Here is a 17,808-nt window from a genome sequence, read left to right on the forward strand (position 1 = left end):
CCAACCACCTCAGGCTAATTTACTTAGCGCAAAAGCAGCGCTGGCACTGGAATCCAGCTCATCCAATTGCCGGTAGCCGTCCACATGCAGTGCATTTACATAGAGGCTTTGTGTGAATGCGGCTCTTCCTCCGGCGGCGCAGGTTTGCATCAACTCATCAGGACTAAATTCCAGGTCTGGCGAGTCATCCGGCATATATACTCCATCCACATCTCGTACGTATCTGCCAGCATCACCTATTACCATCCCGCTGATACTGGCTACCGTAGGATAAGCCCCGGTGCCTGCATTACCCCTGCCCACACTAAAAGAAAAATCAGCAAAATTATTGGCCTGGTAGGCTTTAAACGGAATGGAAATATTCTTATCTCCGCCGTTGGTATAATCCAGGAAGCCGCAGGGATTCGATACTTTATAGGGTCCGCCCGGGCCACTGGTGAGTCGTACAGGATATATTTCCGCGACCGTTTTATTATTCAGGCTATCAATTCTCATCACCATTTTGAAAGCATTCATGCCATTGCAAACCCCGAAATATTCACCTGATGCCGTTTCACTACTATTAAAGTTGGCGGCTGTTGGGATCTGGAAAAAAGCCTGTGATGGATTCACGCGGTTTCCCGCCTGGTCAAATATTTCCAGCCAGAATTCATAGAGCCCATCGCCGGCGAGTGTACGGGTATCCAGGTCGGTTGTAAACACGCCCATGCTCATCCAACCAACCGAATCGGTGATCCCCTCAAACCCTATAGGATTGGCAGGTGGAATGAGGTACAAAGCTTTTCCATTGACAGCTTGAGGTCCCAACAATACCGAACCTACATCGAAATGCTTAATCATACCTTCCATCCGCTCTACCAGGTAAGGACGATGTATATTAGCAGTTAAAGCAATGTCTGCTCCTGATTCGGGCACCATAGCCTCATTGTGCGTTTTCTTACACATCCACCGGAAATATTTTGCACCAGACAAGGGCAGACCGCTTCCGAAGATCACAGAGAAATTCAGCTTCGCGCTGGTTGCTGTTGTTGCGAATGGAGAACGATGATCGGTGCCATACCTAAACAAACCTTTTCTTTCAAAAGAAATGCCCTGGACGGGTGTATTATTAGAAGTCTGTAATACATCTCTTACAGAAAAATTCCCAATGGTTCGTATCCATACCGCTTCACCAGCCAATGCAGGACCACAGTTCGGGGTAACTCTGGGATCTGTAATACTGATATGGATTTCCGATCCGCATACGTAGTCCCAACGGGTATTACAGGCAATGGCCGGGCGGTATACTGTTTCCCACACACCATTGATCAAACATTCTATCCAAATATAAATATCGGGTTTGTCACCATTGGTGAAATAAATAATATTGGTATCAAAGCGACCATTCTCATCAGTGTAGGTCGTTTTAATTTTATCGCAGCGATAAAAATAAGGCCACAGCCAGGGAATGCGACAGAAATGAGGGATGAGCAATTTGAAATTATTTACCAGCTCATTCCGTAGTACCGGGATATTGGCAGTGTTGAATCTCGCAGCTATCGCGGGTTCCAGCTTAATGATCGGCTCGGCAACGGGTGTGGTGTTAGCGGGCCGTACTAATATATTGGGCCGGGTGATCTGCGGGTTGACTAAAACATTGGGTTTGGGTATATTTAGTTTTGGAGTTACCCTGAAAAGTTCCGGTATCCGCAGAATAACGGAGTCGGGGATTTTCCTGATCAGCCAGAATATTTTATCTACTTCACAGATATTTACCCGGGCTTTACAAACGGGAAGCTGTACCTGGTTGTTACCAATAAGATATGTTTTAGTTAAACGTCCCAGTACCCTGCAAAAACGAAGCAGCCAATACTCTGTAAATATGGGAGGTATGGGTTTTATAAGAGGCCTGTTTCCTTCACTCCAGTCGATAGATGAAATGTAGGGCCGGAAGCGCTCCAGCTGCTGCAAATGTGTGACACCTTCCAGGCTGTCTTCCGTATTAGGGAGAACGACTACCTGAAGGTTGCCTCTTTTTAGAAGAGCTTCATCAAAGCTGGCGTCTCCCTTTTCATCTAGCGGAGATTGTTGGATAATGTTTCCCTGCGCATCGGCCAGGATAACAGAGAGGTTCACCGGTTCCTGCAGTGGTTTTTCAAACTGCACCGGCATTTTAAAGGTTGCCATAATATGGGGTGTTTTTTATGTTTAGAGTATTTAATTACTCCCGGAATTTGTACATACAAATATACCCTGGCGACCAGTGCCTGGCAATACCTAATAGAAGCTATGCGAGAGCGGCGGCTTCATGGTTTAATAATATAAATATTAAGGAGTTTAGGTTAGTTAAAGCCTTATGCTGCCTAACACTTCTCTTCATGCACCTTAATTCCTTCATGGTAAAAAAAACATTAAGGGGTTAAGGTTAGTTAAGATAATCCCTATTCACCATTCACCCCTCAATATCCATACTTATCCTTCCAGAGTTTTTTCAAATAATTGCGTAGCTCATTCTCGCGTGGATTGTTGCCCGGATCGTAGAACTTAGTTCCGGCAATGGCATCAGGCAGGTATTCCTGTTCTGAAAAATTATTATCATAGCTATGAGAGTACTGGTAGCCTTTCCCGTAATCGAGGTTCTTCATCAGTTTAGTGGGCGCATTCCTGATATGCAACGGGACGGGCAAATCACCCGTCCTGCTTACAGTCGCCATAGCCTCATTAATCGCCATATAAGAAGCATTGCTCTTGGGCGACGTAGCCAGGTATACGGCACATTGCGACAGGATAATCCTCGATTCAGGATGGCCGATTTTATTAACCGCATCAAATGCAGCATTGGCCAACAGCAAGGCATTGGGATTCGCATTACCGATATCTTCACTGGCCAGAATCACCATCCTGCGGGCAATAAACTTCACATCCTCTCCGCCCTCAATCATACGCGCCAGCCAGTAAACAGCGCCATTCGGATCACTCCCCCGCATGGATTTTATAAAGGCCGATATAATATCATAATGTTGCTCCCCGCTCTTATCATACAAAGCCACTTTCTTCTGGGCAATCTCCATCACCAGGGCATCGGTCACTTCTACTTTATCCCTTGCAGTATTACCAACCAGTTCCAGCAGGTTTAACAGTTTACGGGCATCGCCGCCACTGATATTTATTAAAGCAGCGGTTTCTTTTAAGTTGATCTTTTTCTTTTTGAGCACCTCATCTTCTTTGATCGCTTTATGAAGCAGGGCAATCAGGTCATTCTCTTCCAGCGATTTTAATACATATACCTGGCAACGGCTCAGCAAGGCACTGTTAACTTCAAAAGAAGGATTCTCGGTGGTAGCGCCAATCAACGTGATGATACCTTTCTCAACAGCGTGTAATAAAGCATCCTGCTGGCTTTTATTGAAGCGATGAATTTCATCTATAAATAAAATGCTCTGGTACTCGTGTTTGGCTTTTTCTATAACCTCGCGAACTTCCTTCACACCGGCATTTACGGCACTCAGCGCAAAAAAGGACATAGAAAGTTCCTGTGCAATAATATTCGCCAATGTAGTCTTACCCGTTCCCGGCGGTCCCCAGAAAATAACAGAACCGAGAGACTTATTTTCTACCGATTTGCGCAACACACTGCCTTTCCCTATCAGGTGTTGCTGACCTACTACATCATCCAGGGTTCGGGGCCTTATCCGTTCAGCTAAAGGAATCATGCCACGAATTTAGGGCACATTGGTGGTAAGAAAATCATCGATAAGTCTCATAGTGTCTTTCCAAAGTGCCGGATCAGACCAGCCATGGGTTTGATAAGGAAAAGAATAATAATCGCCGTATACAGTTGCAACTCCAGCTGCTTTTAGCTTAGTGCTTAAAGCTAAAGATTGCGCTTCAGGTACTGTATCGTCTTTACCACCATGCATGATAAGCGTGGGCGGTGATTGTGCATTAACAAAATTAATTGGACTACTGCTGTTGTATAAAGCAGCGTTGGACGAAGGTGTGCCGCTCATCAGTTTCTCAATTAATGGCGCCAGATCACCATCGGCTCTATGAAAATTATACAAACCTGTCATATCTGTTGGCCCATAAAAATCTACAACTGCCTTTGGCCTGATGGGGGAATTGTTTTTATATGCCTGCAATAACGCCATGTGAGCGCCCGCACTCATACCCATAAAAACCCATTTATCCGATATTCCAAATGCCTGGCGATTATCATAAATATATTTTACTGCCGTAGCCATATCATTTTCCAGTGCAGGGAAAACATTTTTCCCGCTGAATGTTGCCAATCGGTAATTCATATTAAATATGGCCCAATCAGGATATCTTTTCCTTACGGAATCTAAAAGGATTTTAATATAGGGGTCATCATCGTTACCATTTTTATCGCCCAGTGCCCAGGCTCCGCCATGTAGTAAAAGAATTACTTTGGTTGTACTGGCAGACCGGTTAGCAGGCAAATAAATATCCATCACCTGCGCAGCGTTATCATCCTTACCATATATTTTGTTGAGCTCGGTTTTAGCCTCAGCGAAGTTGCCCGGCACCGCAGTGTCCGGATCGCCTTTCTTTATTTTATCTTTTCCACAAGAAAAAATAGTGATGGCTATCAGAAATACAAAAACCTGCTTCATGTAAGGGTGGCTTTTCATTTTTAATCGTATTTAATCCGGATTAAACTTAATCATTTTTAATACTATAAATGCTTTTTGCTTTTTCTCCCATTTTCGCGTTACTTTGTGCAAAGTAATTTTATCAAAAAACTTTATAACATATCTTCTTTTTTACAGCAGCATCTCGACCTGCTGAACCACTGACGGCTGATGTTTTCATCTGAAACCCGTTTACTCATTTTTAAAAGAAACTGATATGTCTTTCGCTACACAGCAAGCGTCTCCCTATTTTATGGAGCTTGAAGAACAATATGGCGCTCACAATTATCATCCTTTACCTGTTGTTTTGTCTAAAGGGCAGGGCGTATATGTATGGGATGTTGAGGGCCGGCAATATTATGATTTTTTAAGCGGCTATTCTGCAGTCAACCAGGGTCATTGTCACCCGAAGATCGTAGAAGCCCTCATTAAGCAGGCCCAAACACTGACCTTAACCAGCCGCGCTTTTTATAATGATAAGCTGGGCGAGTTTGAGAAATACATTACCCAACTATTAGGTTATGACAAGGTATTGCCCATGAATACAGGTGTTGAAGCGGTTGAAACCGCTATCAAGCTTTGTCGTAAATGGGCCTATGAGGTAAAAGGAATTCCTGAAAATGAAGCCAAAATTATTGTATGTAATAACAATTTTCATGGCCGCACTACTACCGTGGTATCTTTTAGCAGCGATCCTTCGGCAAAAAACAACTTCGGGCCATTTGCCGGCGGCTTTATCAGCATACCTTATAATGATATTGTAGCATTGAATAACGTGCTGAAGTCGGAAGAAAATATTGCGGGCTTCCTGGTAGAACCTATACAGGGAGAAGCAGGGGTGTTTGTTCCCAAAGATGGATATCTCAGCCAGTGCAAAGAACTGTGCGAGGCACATAATATTTTATTTATTGCCGACGAAATACAAACGGGCTTATGCAGGACCGGCAAAATGCTGGCTTGCGATCATGAGCAGGTAAGACCCGATATCGTATTATTAGGTAAGGCGCTGAGTGGCGGCATGCTGCCCGTTAGCGCTGTATTGGCCGATGATGCAATAATGCTGACCATTAAACCCGGGGAACACGGCTCTACCTATGGCGGCAACCCACTGGCTAGTGTTACCGCTATTGCTGCACTACAGGCATTGCTGGATGAAGATATGGCCGGGCGGGCAGAAAAGCTGGGTATTTATTTCAGGGAAGCATTAAAAAAAATGGCATCACCTTTAATACAAACAGTAAGGGGAAAAGGGCTTTTAAATGCCATTGAGATCGACAGCGACAATGAAAATATGGCCTGGGAAATTTGCCTGGCGCTGAAAGAACGGGGACTACTGGCAAAACCTACACATGGAGATAAAATAAGATTTGCTCCTCCACTGGTGATTACGGAGGAACAATTACAAGAATGCACTGTTATTATTCAACAAACCCTACAATCCTTTGAGCAGTCCTAAACCATTTTATGATTTTTTACCAGCGTTTATCGTTGGCGTTATCGAAGGGGTGATCGTTATACTGTCTCTTTTTTGCTTTCTGTTGGCAAGAGGTGTTGACACCTACCTGATTTTTATTTACTCGGGTATTGCCCTTGTTTTCATAGCGGCGTTATTAGCGGCCGGGGCCTATTATACCCGTAAAGAAGAAATGGACAACAGCGGTGGAGAAAGCAAGATCCTCAAGATTTATCAATCCCTGGATATTGACGACCACCTGAAAAAAGCCATGGTGGATGACACTGTACAGGAAAATAAGGTTTGGGAAAAAGAATGGCAGGAGGGCGGCAATGCCACCAGCAGCCTGATGCCGAAACAATACGCCCTATCGGTGTTCTGGGGATTTCTGGCAGGAGGTATCATTATCCTTATTAACAATTACCTGATGCAATTGCCTGATTACGCTGCCCTGCTGATCCCGTTTTTATTGTTGGCTGCACTGGGGTTTTATAAATACAAGTTATCCAACCAGAAGCCGGTCAATGGTATGCTATTGATTTCCTTATCGGGTATGGCCGCTGCTATCGGAGCGTATTATGCCGGCGGATTTTTCTAGAGTTGTGTACCAGTCGTTACTTTAACAGGCGGCTCCTTAGGAAACAGCGCCGTGATCATTAAAACAATACTGGCTATTAACAGCAGGTAGATACCCGCCAGTTTTTCGGGGCAAACTCCGGCTTCGCAATGTGGAATCACTCCAAAGTTCCTGATAGCCCAGGCGAGGTTCAGGGCTGCAAATAATAATCCCAACCTTTTTGCCCATATTTTGGGAATGAAGGCGCTACCTAATATAAAGACCGCTAAAATAAAATGGGTTAATGCAGGTTTACCATACCTGGTCCCGGTTGTATCTACACCTGATATGGTTAAAGCGGGATCTTCAATTCTCATCCAGGGCATAAAACATGCCACCACTAATACTATAACGCCTAATACCGTAAAAATTAAGGAACGATTCATCCATATACTGTTTAGTGCGGCTTCGCCGCGATTATTTTTGCCGGATACCTGTCTGCCAACAGGCAGGTAGCGCCTTGAATTATACATTCCCCTATCTGTGAAAATGTTACCCGGCGCGTTTCATGGCTGCAAAAATAAATGAGCGCCACCGTAAAGAAGCGCTCATTTTTAAAAATCTGCTAAATATCTTTAGAAATAAAATACACCGCTAACACCCAGGGCACGATGCTGATTACTTTTATTAGCATTATCATTAGTTCCTTCACCAGGTGTTGTATTGGTTAATCCCAAACCATATTGAGCATGTACACCAAATTTACCAAAATCAACGCCCCCGATAATATTAGCTCCGAAGTCAAACCTTTTAAACTGGCCCGATCCACGGTTACCCTCTGTATTCAGGTCATCGTCGCCCCATTTAATTTTATCCTCAGATGATGTTTTCACGCCTGCTACAGTATTTTCCCACTTATTTTTACCAGCAATTCCAACGGCTCCGTAAGGACCTGCGCCTATATAAGCTTTTACTTTTTCATTGAATGGCAGCATAACGGCGAGATTTACCGGCAACTCCAGGTAAAGTGGATTTGTTTTGGCAAAACCTTTCCCAGCTGCGTTATCCCAGCTTACTTCTGTACCTTTCGATTGCAGGTCAAGCCCGGTTCTTATTTCAAATGTTGAACCCAGGGGAATGGCTCCAACCACACCTGCATTGAAGGTATTCAGTCTTTTAGATTCGTCGGTTTCACCGCTGCCGGTATTAGTGATATTAGTAGAGTTCCATCCACCTTTGACACCAAATTTTGCTTCAGCAAAGCCTTGTGCGTTTGTAACGCCGGCGGTAGCTAATAATGCTACCGCTCCAATAATCATTTTACGTTTCATAATCTTTCGTTTTAAGTTTACTTAGGATCAGATTAATTTTCTGCCCAACCATCTTAAAATACTGTGCCAAAAACTGTCAATTTCAGCAAAATTGCCGCGGAAACATCTGACACAACTGATTATAAAACAGTTATGTTTTATTTTTGAGAAAGAAAACGCAGCGCAGGTTCTTTTTTATTATTTCCCGAAATAGCTTCTCCATCATTGTTTTTGTTGATGGAAGACACTCTTTTAACCAGTTCTATCAGCTCGGCACGATACCCCTCCCTATCATTTTTTGCCAAAGGAGTTATCATATTCAGAACCAGATTGTAATTTCCACTCCCCTTGTATGCTGAATTGCGCAACAGCATTCCAAACTGTGCTAAACCAGCAGCCAGCTGCATATTTTCACTGGCACTGCTCAATTTCACAGGACTACCCGCAATTACTTTTTCAAGTAATAAACTTAGCCCCTCCTCTGGCTCCTTATACCTGAACTTTACCGTCATTACTTCATTACTATTGCTAAAGCCGGATGCTGCACCTTCTGTTTTCTGATATTTTAAACCATCTGTGTTTTTTAATTCAGGCGCGTCAATGCCAACAGGAATAATTTCATATAAAGCGGTCACAGTATGTCCACTGCCCAGTTCGCCCGCATCTTTTGTATCGTCATTAAAATCTTCTTTGGCGAGCATGCGGTTCTCATATCCAATCAACCGGTATCCCTGTACTTTAGCGGGATTAAATTCTACCTGCAGCTTGACATCTTTTGCGATCGTAAACATCGTACCACCAAACTGGCTGATCAACACTTTGCGGGCTTCACTTAAATTATCAATGTAAGCATGATTGCCATTTCCCTTATTGGCCAGCTTCTGCATTTTCGCATCCTGGTAATTGCCCGTACCATAACCCAAAACGGTCAAAAAGATGCCGCTTTTCCTTTTTTCCTCAATCATCCTTTCCAATGCATCATCACTGCTTTGCCCTACATTAAAATCACCATCCGTGCAAAGCACAATCCGGTTATTACCATTTTTTATAAATCCTTCCTGCGCTATTTTATACGCCAGTTGTATACCTGCACCGCCGGCTGTAGAGCCTCCAGCCTGCAAACGATCAATCGCATCTTTTATTTTAATCGTTTCATTTCCTTCAGTAGATGGCAATACCACTCCTGCGCTGCCTGCATAAACTACCATAGCAACCCTATCCTGGGGTCTTAGCTGATCGGCCAGCAATTTCATAGAAGCCTGAACCAGGGGTAATTTATCGGGCGAAGACATACTACCGCTCACATCAATTAAAAAAACAATATTGGCGGCGGGTAAATTTTCAGTTGCTATTTTTTTTCCCTGAAGACCAATAGATACCAGCTGATGCTTTTCATTCCATGGACAAATAGTGTATTCCGTATTGATGCTGAAAGGAACATCCCCTGCAGGTTGAGGATAGTTATAGCTGAAATAATTGATCATCTCCTCAATACGAACCGCTCCCCCGGGTGGCAGCTGCCCGTTGTTAATAAAGCGACGGATATTACTGTAGGATGCACCATCCACATCAATTGAAAAAGTAGACAGTGGATTATCCTTTGACCTCAGGAACGGATTTTCGGTAATATGGTCATACCCTTCACGACTAAAATCTTCATGTCCTGGCCAACTCTTTTTACGTAATTCTGATTGGTTGGGGATATTATAATTTTTTGCCTCTAGTGTTGTAACTCCCCTTATTCTGATGCCGGGTGCGGTTTGATGAACAATACCTGCTACACTACCAGTTAATTGACTGGAACGTTGTACACCCATGGCAGTCACCACCACCTCTTCCATTTTTTGTGTAGCCGGCTCCAATACAATTTTAAGGGATGATTTACCGTTCGTTCTGACTTCTTTCTGGTTAAACCCTACCGCAGTAATGATCAACACCGAACCGCTTCCATTTACAGAAATCGAAAATTTCCCTTTTGCATCAGCACTGGTTGAGTTGGAAGTTCCTTTTTCCTGTACAGTAGCATGAGCAATTGGCTGACCACTTGTATCGGTAACGATGCCCGTTATCGTCACATTTTTTTGAACAAAGGCTAAAAAGGTCAATATGGCTAATGATAAAAACATCCATTTTAAATATTTCATGGTGCTATTTTTAATGATTAAAGAAAGAATTGAATTTCCTATGAGCGTCCGGCCGATACCTCAGGATATTCTAGGTAAGGATGACAGCCAGCCAAAAAATGCATAAAAAATAAAAAAAATAAATGGCGTGTGTATTTTTCCGAAGAAACGCATCTAATGTATATAAACAAACAGCCGTTTAATACTTGCTATGTTAAAATACGCATTTCTAATATCCGTTTTTCTATCCCTGTCCGCTGCTGGCTGGGCAAAAAAGATGATACGACCGATCGAATATGTGGCGAGCGTTGCCGACCTGATTGTTAACGGAGAAATAGTTGCTGCAGCAAATGGTGTTTATCTATTTAAGGTGGACGAAACATTAAAAGGGAAAAGTGCTGCTGTAATAAGGGTTCAGCAATTTAACGAATGGACCTGTGATATTCGTTATGCAAAAGCAGCAAAGGGACAGCGTTTGATTTTATTCTTAAAAAAAGTAAATGACCAACTTGAAATAGTTAACGGGAGTACTGGAGAAATCCCCCTTATTAATGACAGTGTAACTTTAACCTACGAAAGTTACAGCCCAACCAATTACACCCGGCCTTATCAATTAAATGCAAAAGAATTTTCCGAAGGCATTAAAGGTTTTATCAATCTGTTCGCACTGACTGGAAACAATAAAGAACCCGGCAGCGTATGTTTCCGGCAAAACGGCAGCGATGGCGAACTACAAAAATTTATAGCCGGCAACAGTTTTTCAAAATGGATGTATGAAAAAGTACAGAGGAATTATACAATAGTAAAATCATAGTATATTAGTATAAATTTACAGGTTAAACACTTTATTTGACGCTGGTTGTAAAAATATCGTCTTTAAAAGAAGCTTCTGACGAACAGCTGTTAGCGCAATTTAAGCAAACGGGTGATCAGCAGTTTTTGGCCGAGTTATACCTGCGCTACAGTCAATTATTGTATGGCGTTTGCCTGAAATACCTGGAGGACGCAGAGGAAGCCAGGGATGCCGTGATGAATATTTACCAGGAATTGCTGGTAAAAGTACCCCGGCATGAAATTCAGAATTTTAAAAGCTGGGTATATGTACTTACCAAAAATCACTGCCTGATGCATTTGCGCAGCGCGAAAAAAAATATTACGGTAAGTTTAGAACAACATACTGTGCAATCGGACGATTTCTCGCATCTGGATAGTGTAATTGAAAAAGAAGAGGCTTTTAAGCGGCTGGAAAAATGTATCGAAAAGCTACCGAGAGAACAACAACAAAGCATTCAATTATTTTATTATGAGAACAAATGTTATAATGAAATAGCTGAAACCACCAGTATGGACTGGAATAAAGTACGCAGCCTGATTCAAAACGGCCGCCGGAATCTTAAAATTTGTATGGAAAAAAATGCAGCAAAATAATTCAACATATCCGTTTTATGGGCCTGAAGATATCAAAAGGTATCTGAGCGGCAGCATGAGCGCGCAGGAAATGCACGATATGGAAAAAGCTGCATTGAAAGATCCGCTGCTGGCCGATGCCATTGACGGTTTCAGAGGCGCCGACCCGGTGATTACCGATACGCACCTGAATGCCATCAAAGCCTCTATTCTCGGGTTATCTCAACAGGAAAAGCCGGCAGCAATACCTTTAAATCGCTCATCTAAATCCCATTGGTGGCGCTGGGTTGCGGCCGCCTGCAGCCTTGCATTGATTGCGGGAGCCACCTGGTGGGTGACCCAAAATGTTGAACCGGGAGCTATTCAACCTCTGGCTAAAAACGAAACCAGTCAGCCTGCTGATACAGTCCCGGCCATAGCAACAGCTCCTCAGGTGCCGATTAAGGAACCGGTTCAGGCAGATCAGGCAACGACCCCGGAAAAAAGGGCGCCCATCGGCATGAACTCTAAACTACCGGAACAACAAGGCGCATCAGCAAAAATTCCAGCAACGACAGAAACATTTCAATCCCCGGCTGCTGATCAGCCAGCTGACAATTTAATAAATACGCCCCTGAAAGAGGTAATGAGCGCTGAGACGAAATCCCTAAAAAAAGAACAAACTAATAGCTACCCGTATTCCAGGGAAGCCATTTCGGCGGCACCTCCGGCTCCGATCGTTAAAAGTCCGGATCCCTCCCCTGCCAATGCAAAAAGGATGATGGGCTTTCAACCGGTAGCTTATATCCAGGGGCAGGTAGTTGATAAAGAAGGCGCTCCTGTTGCTAACGCATCTATTTCGGTACCAGGCCGCAATAAAACAACCGCCAACGACGACGGAAGCTTTGTGTTACCGGTTTACGATAGCAGTTTTGGCGTGTCGGTAAACAGGGTTGGCTACCAAAATACGACAGCGTTACTCAACCCTGGAAAACAAAATAAAATCGTACTAAATAAATCATTCGCGAGCCCGGACGAAATAGTGGTTACAGGAATGGGGCAAAAAAGGAAAAAGCTTACCGCTTATATGGAGGATGCCCGAAAAGCACAGGCGGCTGCTGTAAGTGCCAGTGAGGTCATTTACCCGGAAGATGGTTGGAGTCATTTTTACGAAGAGCTGGGTACCAGCCTCGGGGTTGATAAAGCCAAAAAGACCAAAACCCTCCAGATCAAATTTACTGTGGACGATAATGGAGACCCGGTGGACTTTGAAGTGGTCGAAAGTCCGGATGCTATCATGGCGAAGAAAGCCATTGAGTTTATTAAAAAAGCAAAGTGGAAAAACTTTAAGCTGGACAAAAATGCCCTGGTAAAAATTGAGGTGAATTAACACGAACCCTTAATATCGGAACCTGGATCAATGATATCGGATGCCGGGTCTGTTTATCGGGATAGATATTCAGTGCCTAATAATATTGGACAGCAAGTCTAACTCAGCCATGTGATTATTGCCTCAACTAAATGACACATTGGGGTTCTCCCCATGTTTTTATATTACCTGCAAACCAGCACCGTTTCAACACATTCGAACCTCCAAAACTGCTGGTGGTATAATGACACTACAAGTCAAGGTCGCCGACCCCCTGAAGCTGCTTTGAAAACTGAACCCTGCTTTACAGCTGCCATAACGACATTCATTTATTTTTTTGCATTCGCCTACCACTGTCAAATAAACTCCGTTATCAAACGCTAAAAATCGGTCCACCATGGAAGGGTAGGAGATCCTATCGTATCGCTCAGGCTTGGAGTATAAAATACAGCGACTCAATTCACCTATAATTAAACTTAAGATAACCCTCATTTTAAATTCTAAAATCCTGCTTGAAATTCTTAAAATCGCTAAAACCAAGCTCAACTATTGATTGAGGTAACCAAAACGGATATAACTTAGTAGTCATTTCTTTTTTATGCTTGATTTTCCTACAAATAGCATCTATTAATAGGTTAATTATCAAACAATTATTTATAAAAATTATCACAATTTGCAAGCTTCCAAAATATTCCTGACATAAAGTAAAAATGATCGGTTTTTTTATTTAATTTTAATTCATGCAAATTATATAAAATGATAAAAATAAAACATTTAAAATAAAATTTATTAGCTAATATACTTAGCCTACACCTTCGGCAGTTTTAAAATTCGGATTACTAATTAATTTAGTATTATTTTTACTCTCTGGTTAATTTTTACCAATACCAAATATCACTTACCAATGCTACCCCCTGCTTACTTTACGTTATCCAGTTATGAAAATTCATTTTTCGACGCCGATGAAAATCCATCCAGCTAATGGGCATAAAAAATCCCTGCAAGAAGCGGGGTCAATGCTGCTTGCAGGGATGAATATATTTTAGGAAAGAAAAACTTGCCGGCTAAAATGAGGGGACTGTTACTAAAAACGAGTCCTTAAACACCTGTCCAATTGGCAGGATCTTCCCGCCATTGCAATAACTGCACGGCTTGCTCCGGTTGTATCATTCCCTTTTCCTGGGCTAATTCGAGGAGCATGGGGTAGCTGGTGAGTGGATGATATTTTAATCCCCGGGCTTCAAAAGCTTCTTTAGCTACTGCAAAATCATAGGTAAAAATAGACACCATTCCTACAATTTCCAGTCCGGCAGCAACCAGTGCATCCACTGCCTGCAGGCTGCTTTTTCCAGTGCTTACCAGGTCTTCGATCACCACAATTTTTTGTCCCGGCTCATACCTTCCCTCGATCTGGTTCCCCAAACCATGGTCTTTGGGTTTGGGACGAACATATAAAAAAGGCAGTTTCAGCTGGTCGGCAGCCAGGGCTCCCCAGGCGATGCCGGCAGTGGCTACACCGGCTAAAGCATCAGCTTCTCCAAACTGCTCGAACAAAACATTACACATTTCACTCTTGATAAAATCGCGGATAAAGGGGTAAGACAACACACTGCGGTTATCGCAGTAAATGGGGCTTTTCCAACCACTGGCCCATGTAAACGGATTTTCAGGGCTTAATTTTACCGCGTTGGCCTGTAATAATTTTTCGGCCACAACTTTTGCATCGTTCATACCTACTACCTATTTTTAGGCTGCGAAAATAAAAGTTTCCCGATACCCGGCCTCAAAACGCCACTTTTTATAATCCACATAGTTATGCAGATTACCGTTTACATTCACAATAAACCTGTCCATTTGTGCGACATTTTGGACGAACATCTCGAAAAATTACATCATCAACCCGACACTATTTTTATTGATGAGCTGGATAGCCATACGGTAAAAGCCATGCTGAAAGAAATCGACCTGCCCGAAATTAGCCGGGGCATTTTCCTGCACCCGGACCTGGAAGAATTGAAAAAGCAGTTTTTTAAGAAATTTGAAGTACATGTAGCCGGGGGCGGATTGGTGATCAATGAAAACGGCGAAATGCTTATGATCTTCCGCAGGGGAGCCTGGGATCTGCCGAAAGGACACCTGGATAAAGGCGAAACCATTGAGGAATGTGCCATACGCGAAGTACAGGAAGAAACGGGGTTGAAGCTTGTGGAATTAGGACAATTTCTAACTACTACCTATCATAGCTATGAGCAGGGAACCCATCATATTATGAAAGAATCGCATTGGTTTTTAATGAAAAGCAGCCTGAGCGAGAAGCTGGTTCCCCAAACCGATGAGGATATTGACAAAATTGAGTGGGTAAAGGAAACACAGCTGGAGCAATATTTGCCCGAGGCATATCCTTCTATCAGAAATGTGCTGCAGGAATACCTGCAACTGAAATAGGATACCAGATATTAATTATTTCATAAAAAAAGGAGCCAGATTAAAAAACTATCCGGCTCCTTTTTACTTATAAGCAGTATTTCTTATTAAATCTATGTCTTAATGATCTAATAGCCATTTGACACCCACTACAAACATCACGATAACCGCAAAAACATATTTCAATTTAATAGCCTGGTTTTTACGATAGGTGTAAATAATACCTATCGACATAATAGTAGCAACGGCAATAATAAACCACCCGAAAGCGGACGCGTTTCCCAACTCAATACTCATATGCTGAATTATTTTGGCTAATTCTTTTCAATAGTTACATCTGTTATCTGCAGGGCAAAATTGTCTGCCCTCCTATCTGCTTCGGGTTTATCAAACTCAGCGTAATGAACCTTCCCCTTTATTTTAAAAGACTGATGCTGATCGAGATTGTATTTTTCGCCCTTATCGTCAAACACATTAAAATTTTTCAATGTATATTTTTTTTCATTGGGTCCTAACTCAAGCGTCACACTGTTTTTATCAGCTCCCTGTGGCAATACAATATCAGAGATGCTTTCTTTTTCGGAACTCATAGCACCGGGTTTTACCACAAAAGCCATAGGAATGGTCTTTGACTGTCCCGAACTGAAAGTGAAAAAAGGTGCGTCAAACTCGCCTGTCAATTCCACCGTTTTGCCTTCATACTCATAACTGTTTTGCAATTTTTTGGCGATTTCCACGGATTCGCTACTGCAGGAAAAAAGCGACAAAGAAAGAGCTGTCGCTACTGTAACAATAAGATTTACTTTTTTCATTTGATGGGTTTTGATGGTTGAAACGGTTTTACGGGCAGGATCCCTATCCCCTATTTACAGGACAAGAATTACTTTCCAATTTCAAATAAATACTATAACCCGCATATTGGTATTACCCGGTTACAATTCGAGTGGTTCTATTTACAATTCGCTGTCAGATACCAACTACTCAAAAAAATTGAACGAAAAGAGGCATCCATAGATCGAATTATAGCGGGCACTTATCGATATTAAGAAAATTTTCTCCTCAAATGGCATTTGTTTTGGCATATCATTTAAAACAATTTTTATGACTACCCACGAAATAATCGGCCTTGGTTTCCAGAAAGCCAATTCTATTGCGGTAAATGAATATGTGAATGGCCTGGTAAAGGTTCAAACGGAGGACAATAATGTAACCGGTGTGTTTGTTACCAACATAAGGGTAAACAGTATCAAAAGCATCGAAGAGCTGCAATACCTGTGCAAGCGTCTTAACATTACTGCCTGAGCGTAGTGTACAATATCCGGGTGGTTAGTGATACGGTATTATAACCGGATTGCTGCTGCTACCTGTTCCATTTCTTTTATAGTACCCACACTTAGGCGTAGCCATTTTGAGCTTTCTTCAAAGCTCCTGGCGCCTATAATGTTCTTTGCCTCCAAAACAGCTTTAAAGTCTTTGGGGTATTTTGCAGTATCGAAATAAACAAAGCTGGTAGCTGATGGTATATATGGAATGCCATTTCCATCCAGGGCCTGATAAAAAAGATTACGGGCCTTTGCGTTCTCCTTTTTGCACATAGCCACAAATGAAGTGTCCTCCAGTGATGCAATAGCGCCTGCCAGCGATACGCCTCCCGCTCCTGCATTAGCCCAGGGTTGCAGATTATTCAATTGTTGAATTGTGTTGGCATGAGCTAAAGCATAGCCTACCCGGGCTCCTGCCATTCCATAAATTTTAGAAAAGGTTTTAGCCACTATCAAATTCGGATATTCATTGACGAGGTGTGCTACACTCTTTGTATCTTCAAATTCGGTATAAGCTTCATCTAATAATATAATAACAGACGGAGCAAGGTCCTTAATAAATGTCTCTAATTCGTTAGGCGCCAATACGGTACCGGTAGGATTATTGGGATTACAGATGTACACCATACGGGTATCAGCATCGATCGCTTCTTTTAAACGCTGCAGATCTACGGCCTTTTGCTCGGTTAAAGGCACCAGTTTAACCGGCGCGCCTATTTTCTTTGCCGCGGGTATCCACAACCTGAATGTGGGATCGGGCGCCACTATATTGCCCTTTTTCAAAGCAGCCAGAACAGACGCCAAACCCAGCAACTCTGAAGAACCCGCTCCTATTATTACGTTTTCCTTGGCTAATTGATAAGGTACCGATATTTTTTCTCTGAGCAAAGTAGTGTTTTCCCAGGGATAACGGTTACAACTATTTACTGCTTCACTCATTGCCTTTCGCGCCTTAGGAGATGGGCCGTAAGGATTTTCGTTGGAGCTGAGCTTTATGATATCAGCATCATGATTGTTATACAGCAGTGTTCTCGATTCTGTAGCAAAGATGTCCCTGCTCAATCCAAAGGCAGCTACAGCCAGGGCGCTCTGCTTTAATAGTTCACGACGATGCATAAAAATAGCTTTGATAGCAGGAAGTTACGCGAATTCTATGTAATTGATAAGGGTATTTAGTAGTGTTTATTGATGCTTCCTGAGAAACTTATCCCCAAAAGACAAAATACTTAGC

17 protein-coding genes are annotated in these 17,808 nt (G+C 42.6%); 7 read left to right on the top strand and 10 right to left on the bottom strand.

Annotation, left to right across the window (positions count from 1 at the left end; translation table 11 throughout):
* Positions 1-9 precede the first annotated feature (9 nt).
* The 3 genes from U0035_RS06935 to U0035_RS06945 form a co-directional block, all read right to left on the bottom strand.
* Positions 10-2,166 carry a hypothetical protein gene (locus U0035_RS06935; protein WP_114789284.1) on the bottom strand — a complete coding sequence of 719 codons (2,157 nt, stop codon included), beginning with the start codon at positions 2,164-2,166 and terminating at the stop codon, positions 10-12.
* A 272-nt stretch (positions 2,167-2,438) separates the two neighbouring features.
* Positions 2,439-3,692: a replication-associated recombination protein A gene (locus U0035_RS06940; protein WP_114789285.1), complete on the bottom strand. Its 1,254-nt coding sequence runs from the start codon at positions 3,690-3,692 to the stop codon at positions 2,439-2,441.
* Between the two features lie 9 nt (positions 3,693-3,701).
* Positions 3,702-4,616, bottom strand: coding sequence for an alpha/beta hydrolase (locus U0035_RS06945; protein WP_162817749.1), 915 nt, complete (start codon positions 4,614-4,616; stop codon positions 3,702-3,704).
* 235 nt (positions 4,617-4,851) lie between these two features.
* Between U0035_RS06945 and rocD the strand changes: the two genes are divergently transcribed.
* Positions 4,852-6,090, top strand: coding sequence for an ornithine--oxo-acid transaminase (gene rocD, locus U0035_RS06950; RefSeq protein WP_114789287.1), 1,239 nt, complete (start codon positions 4,852-4,854; stop codon positions 6,088-6,090).
* On the top strand, positions 6,077-6,685 hold the full coding sequence (locus tag U0035_RS06955; RefSeq protein ID WP_114789288.1) for a VIT1/CCC1 transporter family protein: 609 nt from the start codon (positions 6,077-6,079) through the stop codon (positions 6,683-6,685). The genes rocD and U0035_RS06955 overlap by 14 nt, the downstream gene beginning before the upstream one ends.
* On the opposite strand, the gene U0035_RS06960 is transcribed toward U0035_RS06955, so the two are convergent.
* From U0035_RS06960 to U0035_RS06970, 3 genes are all read right to left on the bottom strand, one after another.
* Complete coding sequence (locus U0035_RS06960) at positions 6,682-7,176, bottom strand: hypothetical protein (RefSeq protein ID WP_245957591.1); 495 nt, start codon at positions 7,174-7,176, stop codon at positions 6,682-6,684. The genes U0035_RS06955 and U0035_RS06960 overlap by 4 nt on opposite strands.
* Before the next feature lie 102 nt (positions 7,177-7,278).
* Entirely contained in the window at positions 7,279-7,974 is a 696-nt protein-coding gene (locus U0035_RS06965) for a porin family protein (protein WP_114789289.1), read from the bottom strand.
* Between the two features lie 137 nt (positions 7,975-8,111).
* A complete protein-coding gene (locus tag U0035_RS06970; RefSeq protein WP_211316338.1) occupies positions 8,112-10,097 on the bottom strand; it encodes a vWA domain-containing protein in 1,986 nt (661 codons plus the stop codon).
* Between the two features lie 256 nt (positions 10,098-10,353).
* Here U0035_RS06970 and U0035_RS06975 point away from each other — a divergent pair, with 256 nt between their 5' ends.
* Genes U0035_RS06975 through U0035_RS06985 form a run of 3 tightly spaced genes read left to right on the top strand, consistent with a single transcriptional unit; the run spans position 10,354 to position 12,852 of the window.
* Positions 10,354-10,890 carry a hypothetical protein gene (locus U0035_RS06975; protein ID WP_114789291.1) on the top strand — a complete coding sequence of 179 codons (537 nt, stop codon included), beginning with the start codon at positions 10,354-10,356 and terminating at the stop codon, positions 10,888-10,890.
* 35 nt (positions 10,891-10,925) lie between these two features.
* Positions 10,926-11,504 carry an RNA polymerase sigma factor gene (locus U0035_RS06980; protein ID WP_245957593.1) on the top strand — a complete coding sequence of 193 codons (579 nt, stop codon included), beginning with the start codon at positions 10,926-10,928 and terminating at the stop codon, positions 11,502-11,504.
* Entirely contained in the window at positions 11,491-12,852 is a 1,362-nt protein-coding gene (locus U0035_RS06985; RefSeq protein WP_114789292.1) for a carboxypeptidase regulatory-like domain-containing protein, read from the top strand. The genes U0035_RS06980 and U0035_RS06985 overlap by 14 nt, the downstream gene beginning before the upstream one ends.
* 1,077 nt (positions 12,853-13,929) lie before the next feature.
* Here U0035_RS06985 and pyrE read toward each other — a convergent pair.
* The gene (gene pyrE, locus U0035_RS06990) at positions 13,930-14,562 is read right to left on the bottom strand and encodes an orotate phosphoribosyltransferase (RefSeq protein ID WP_114789293.1); all 633 of its coding nucleotides are present in this window, start codon (positions 14,560-14,562) and stop codon (positions 13,930-13,932) included.
* 123 nt (positions 14,563-14,685) lie between these two features.
* Here pyrE and U0035_RS06995 point away from each other — a divergent pair, with 123 nt between their 5' ends.
* The gene (locus U0035_RS06995) at positions 14,686-15,276 is read left to right on the top strand and encodes an NUDIX hydrolase (protein WP_245957594.1); all 591 of its coding nucleotides are present in this window, start codon (positions 14,686-14,688) and stop codon (positions 15,274-15,276) included.
* A gap of 99 nt (positions 15,277-15,375) precedes the next feature.
* Here U0035_RS06995 and U0035_RS07000 read toward each other — a convergent pair whose 3' ends face one another.
* Both U0035_RS07000 and U0035_RS07005 read right to left on the bottom strand, forming a co-directional pair.
* Positions 15,376-15,552, bottom strand: coding sequence for a hypothetical protein (locus U0035_RS07000; protein WP_170138293.1), 177 nt, complete (start codon positions 15,550-15,552; stop codon positions 15,376-15,378).
* 17 nt (positions 15,553-15,569) lie between these two features.
* Positions 15,570-16,067 (bottom strand): hypothetical protein, encoded by a 498-nt coding sequence (locus U0035_RS07005; protein ID WP_114789295.1) that lies wholly within the window; start codon positions 16,065-16,067, stop codon positions 15,570-15,572.
* Positions 16,068-16,356: 289 nt separating this feature from the next.
* Between U0035_RS07005 and U0035_RS07010 the strand changes: the two genes are divergently transcribed.
* Positions 16,357-16,557 carry a hypothetical protein gene (locus tag U0035_RS07010; protein ID WP_114789296.1) on the top strand — a complete coding sequence of 67 codons (201 nt, stop codon included), beginning with the start codon at positions 16,357-16,359 and terminating at the stop codon, positions 16,555-16,557.
* Between the two features lie 38 nt (positions 16,558-16,595).
* Here the strand turns inward: U0035_RS07010 and U0035_RS07015 are convergent, their stop codons facing one another.
* The gene (locus U0035_RS07015) at positions 16,596-17,693 is read right to left on the bottom strand and encodes a pyridoxal phosphate-dependent aminotransferase (RefSeq protein ID WP_114789297.1); all 1,098 of its coding nucleotides are present in this window, start codon (positions 17,691-17,693) and stop codon (positions 16,596-16,598) included.
* Positions 17,694-17,808: the final 115 nt, after the last annotated feature.

It is taken from the genome of Niabella yanshanensis (assembly GCF_034424215.1).
Lineage (GTDB): Bacteria > Bacteroidota > Bacteroidia > Chitinophagales > Chitinophagaceae > Niabella > Niabella yanshanensis.

What these genes read in the sequence shown, in the direction of transcription:
- U0035_RS06935 (WP_114789284.1), bottom strand. Translation starts at nt 2,166, where the DNA reads ATGGCAACCTTTAAAATGCCGGTGCAGTTTGAAAAACCACTGCAGGAA.
- U0035_RS06940 (WP_114789285.1), bottom strand. Translation starts at nt 3,692, where the DNA reads ATGATTCCTTTAGCTGAACGGATAAGGCCCCGAACCCTGGATGATGTA.
- U0035_RS06945 (WP_162817749.1), bottom strand. Translation starts at nt 4,616, where the DNA reads ATGAAGCAGGTTTTTGTATTTCTGATAGCCATCACTATTTTTTCTTGT.
- rocD (WP_114789287.1), top strand. Translation starts at nt 4,852, where the DNA reads ATGTCTTTCGCTACACAGCAAGCGTCTCCCTATTTTATGGAGCTTGAA.
- U0035_RS06960 (WP_245957591.1), bottom strand. Translation starts at nt 7,176, where the DNA reads ATGTATAATTCAAGGCGCTACCTGCCTGTTGGCAGACAGGTATCCGGC.
- U0035_RS06965 (WP_114789289.1), bottom strand. Translation starts at nt 7,974, where the DNA reads ATGAAACGTAAAATGATTATTGGAGCGGTAGCATTATTAGCTACCGCC.
- U0035_RS06970 (WP_211316338.1), bottom strand. Translation starts at nt 10,097, where the DNA reads ATGAAATATTTAAAATGGATGTTTTTATCATTAGCCATATTGACCTTT.
- U0035_RS06975 (WP_114789291.1), top strand. Translation starts at nt 10,354, where the DNA reads ATGATACGACCGATCGAATATGTGGCGAGCGTTGCCGACCTGATTGTT.
- U0035_RS06985 (WP_114789292.1), top strand. Translation starts at nt 11,491, where the DNA reads ATGCAGCAAAATAATTCAACATATCCGTTTTATGGGCCTGAAGATATC.
- pyrE (WP_114789293.1), bottom strand. Translation starts at nt 14,562, where the DNA reads ATGAACGATGCAAAAGTTGTGGCCGAAAAATTATTACAGGCCAACGCG.
- U0035_RS07000 (WP_170138293.1), bottom strand. Translation starts at nt 15,552, where the DNA reads ATGAGTATTGAGTTGGGAAACGCGTCCGCTTTCGGGTGGTTTATTATT.
- U0035_RS07005 (WP_114789295.1), bottom strand. Translation starts at nt 16,067, where the DNA reads ATGAAAAAAGTAAATCTTATTGTTACAGTAGCGACAGCTCTTTCTTTG.
- U0035_RS07010 (WP_114789296.1), top strand. Translation starts at nt 16,357, where the DNA reads ATGACTACCCACGAAATAATCGGCCTTGGTTTCCAGAAAGCCAATTCT.
- U0035_RS07015 (WP_114789297.1), bottom strand. Translation starts at nt 17,693, where the DNA reads ATGCATCGTCGTGAACTATTAAAGCAGAGCGCCCTGGCTGTAGCTGCC.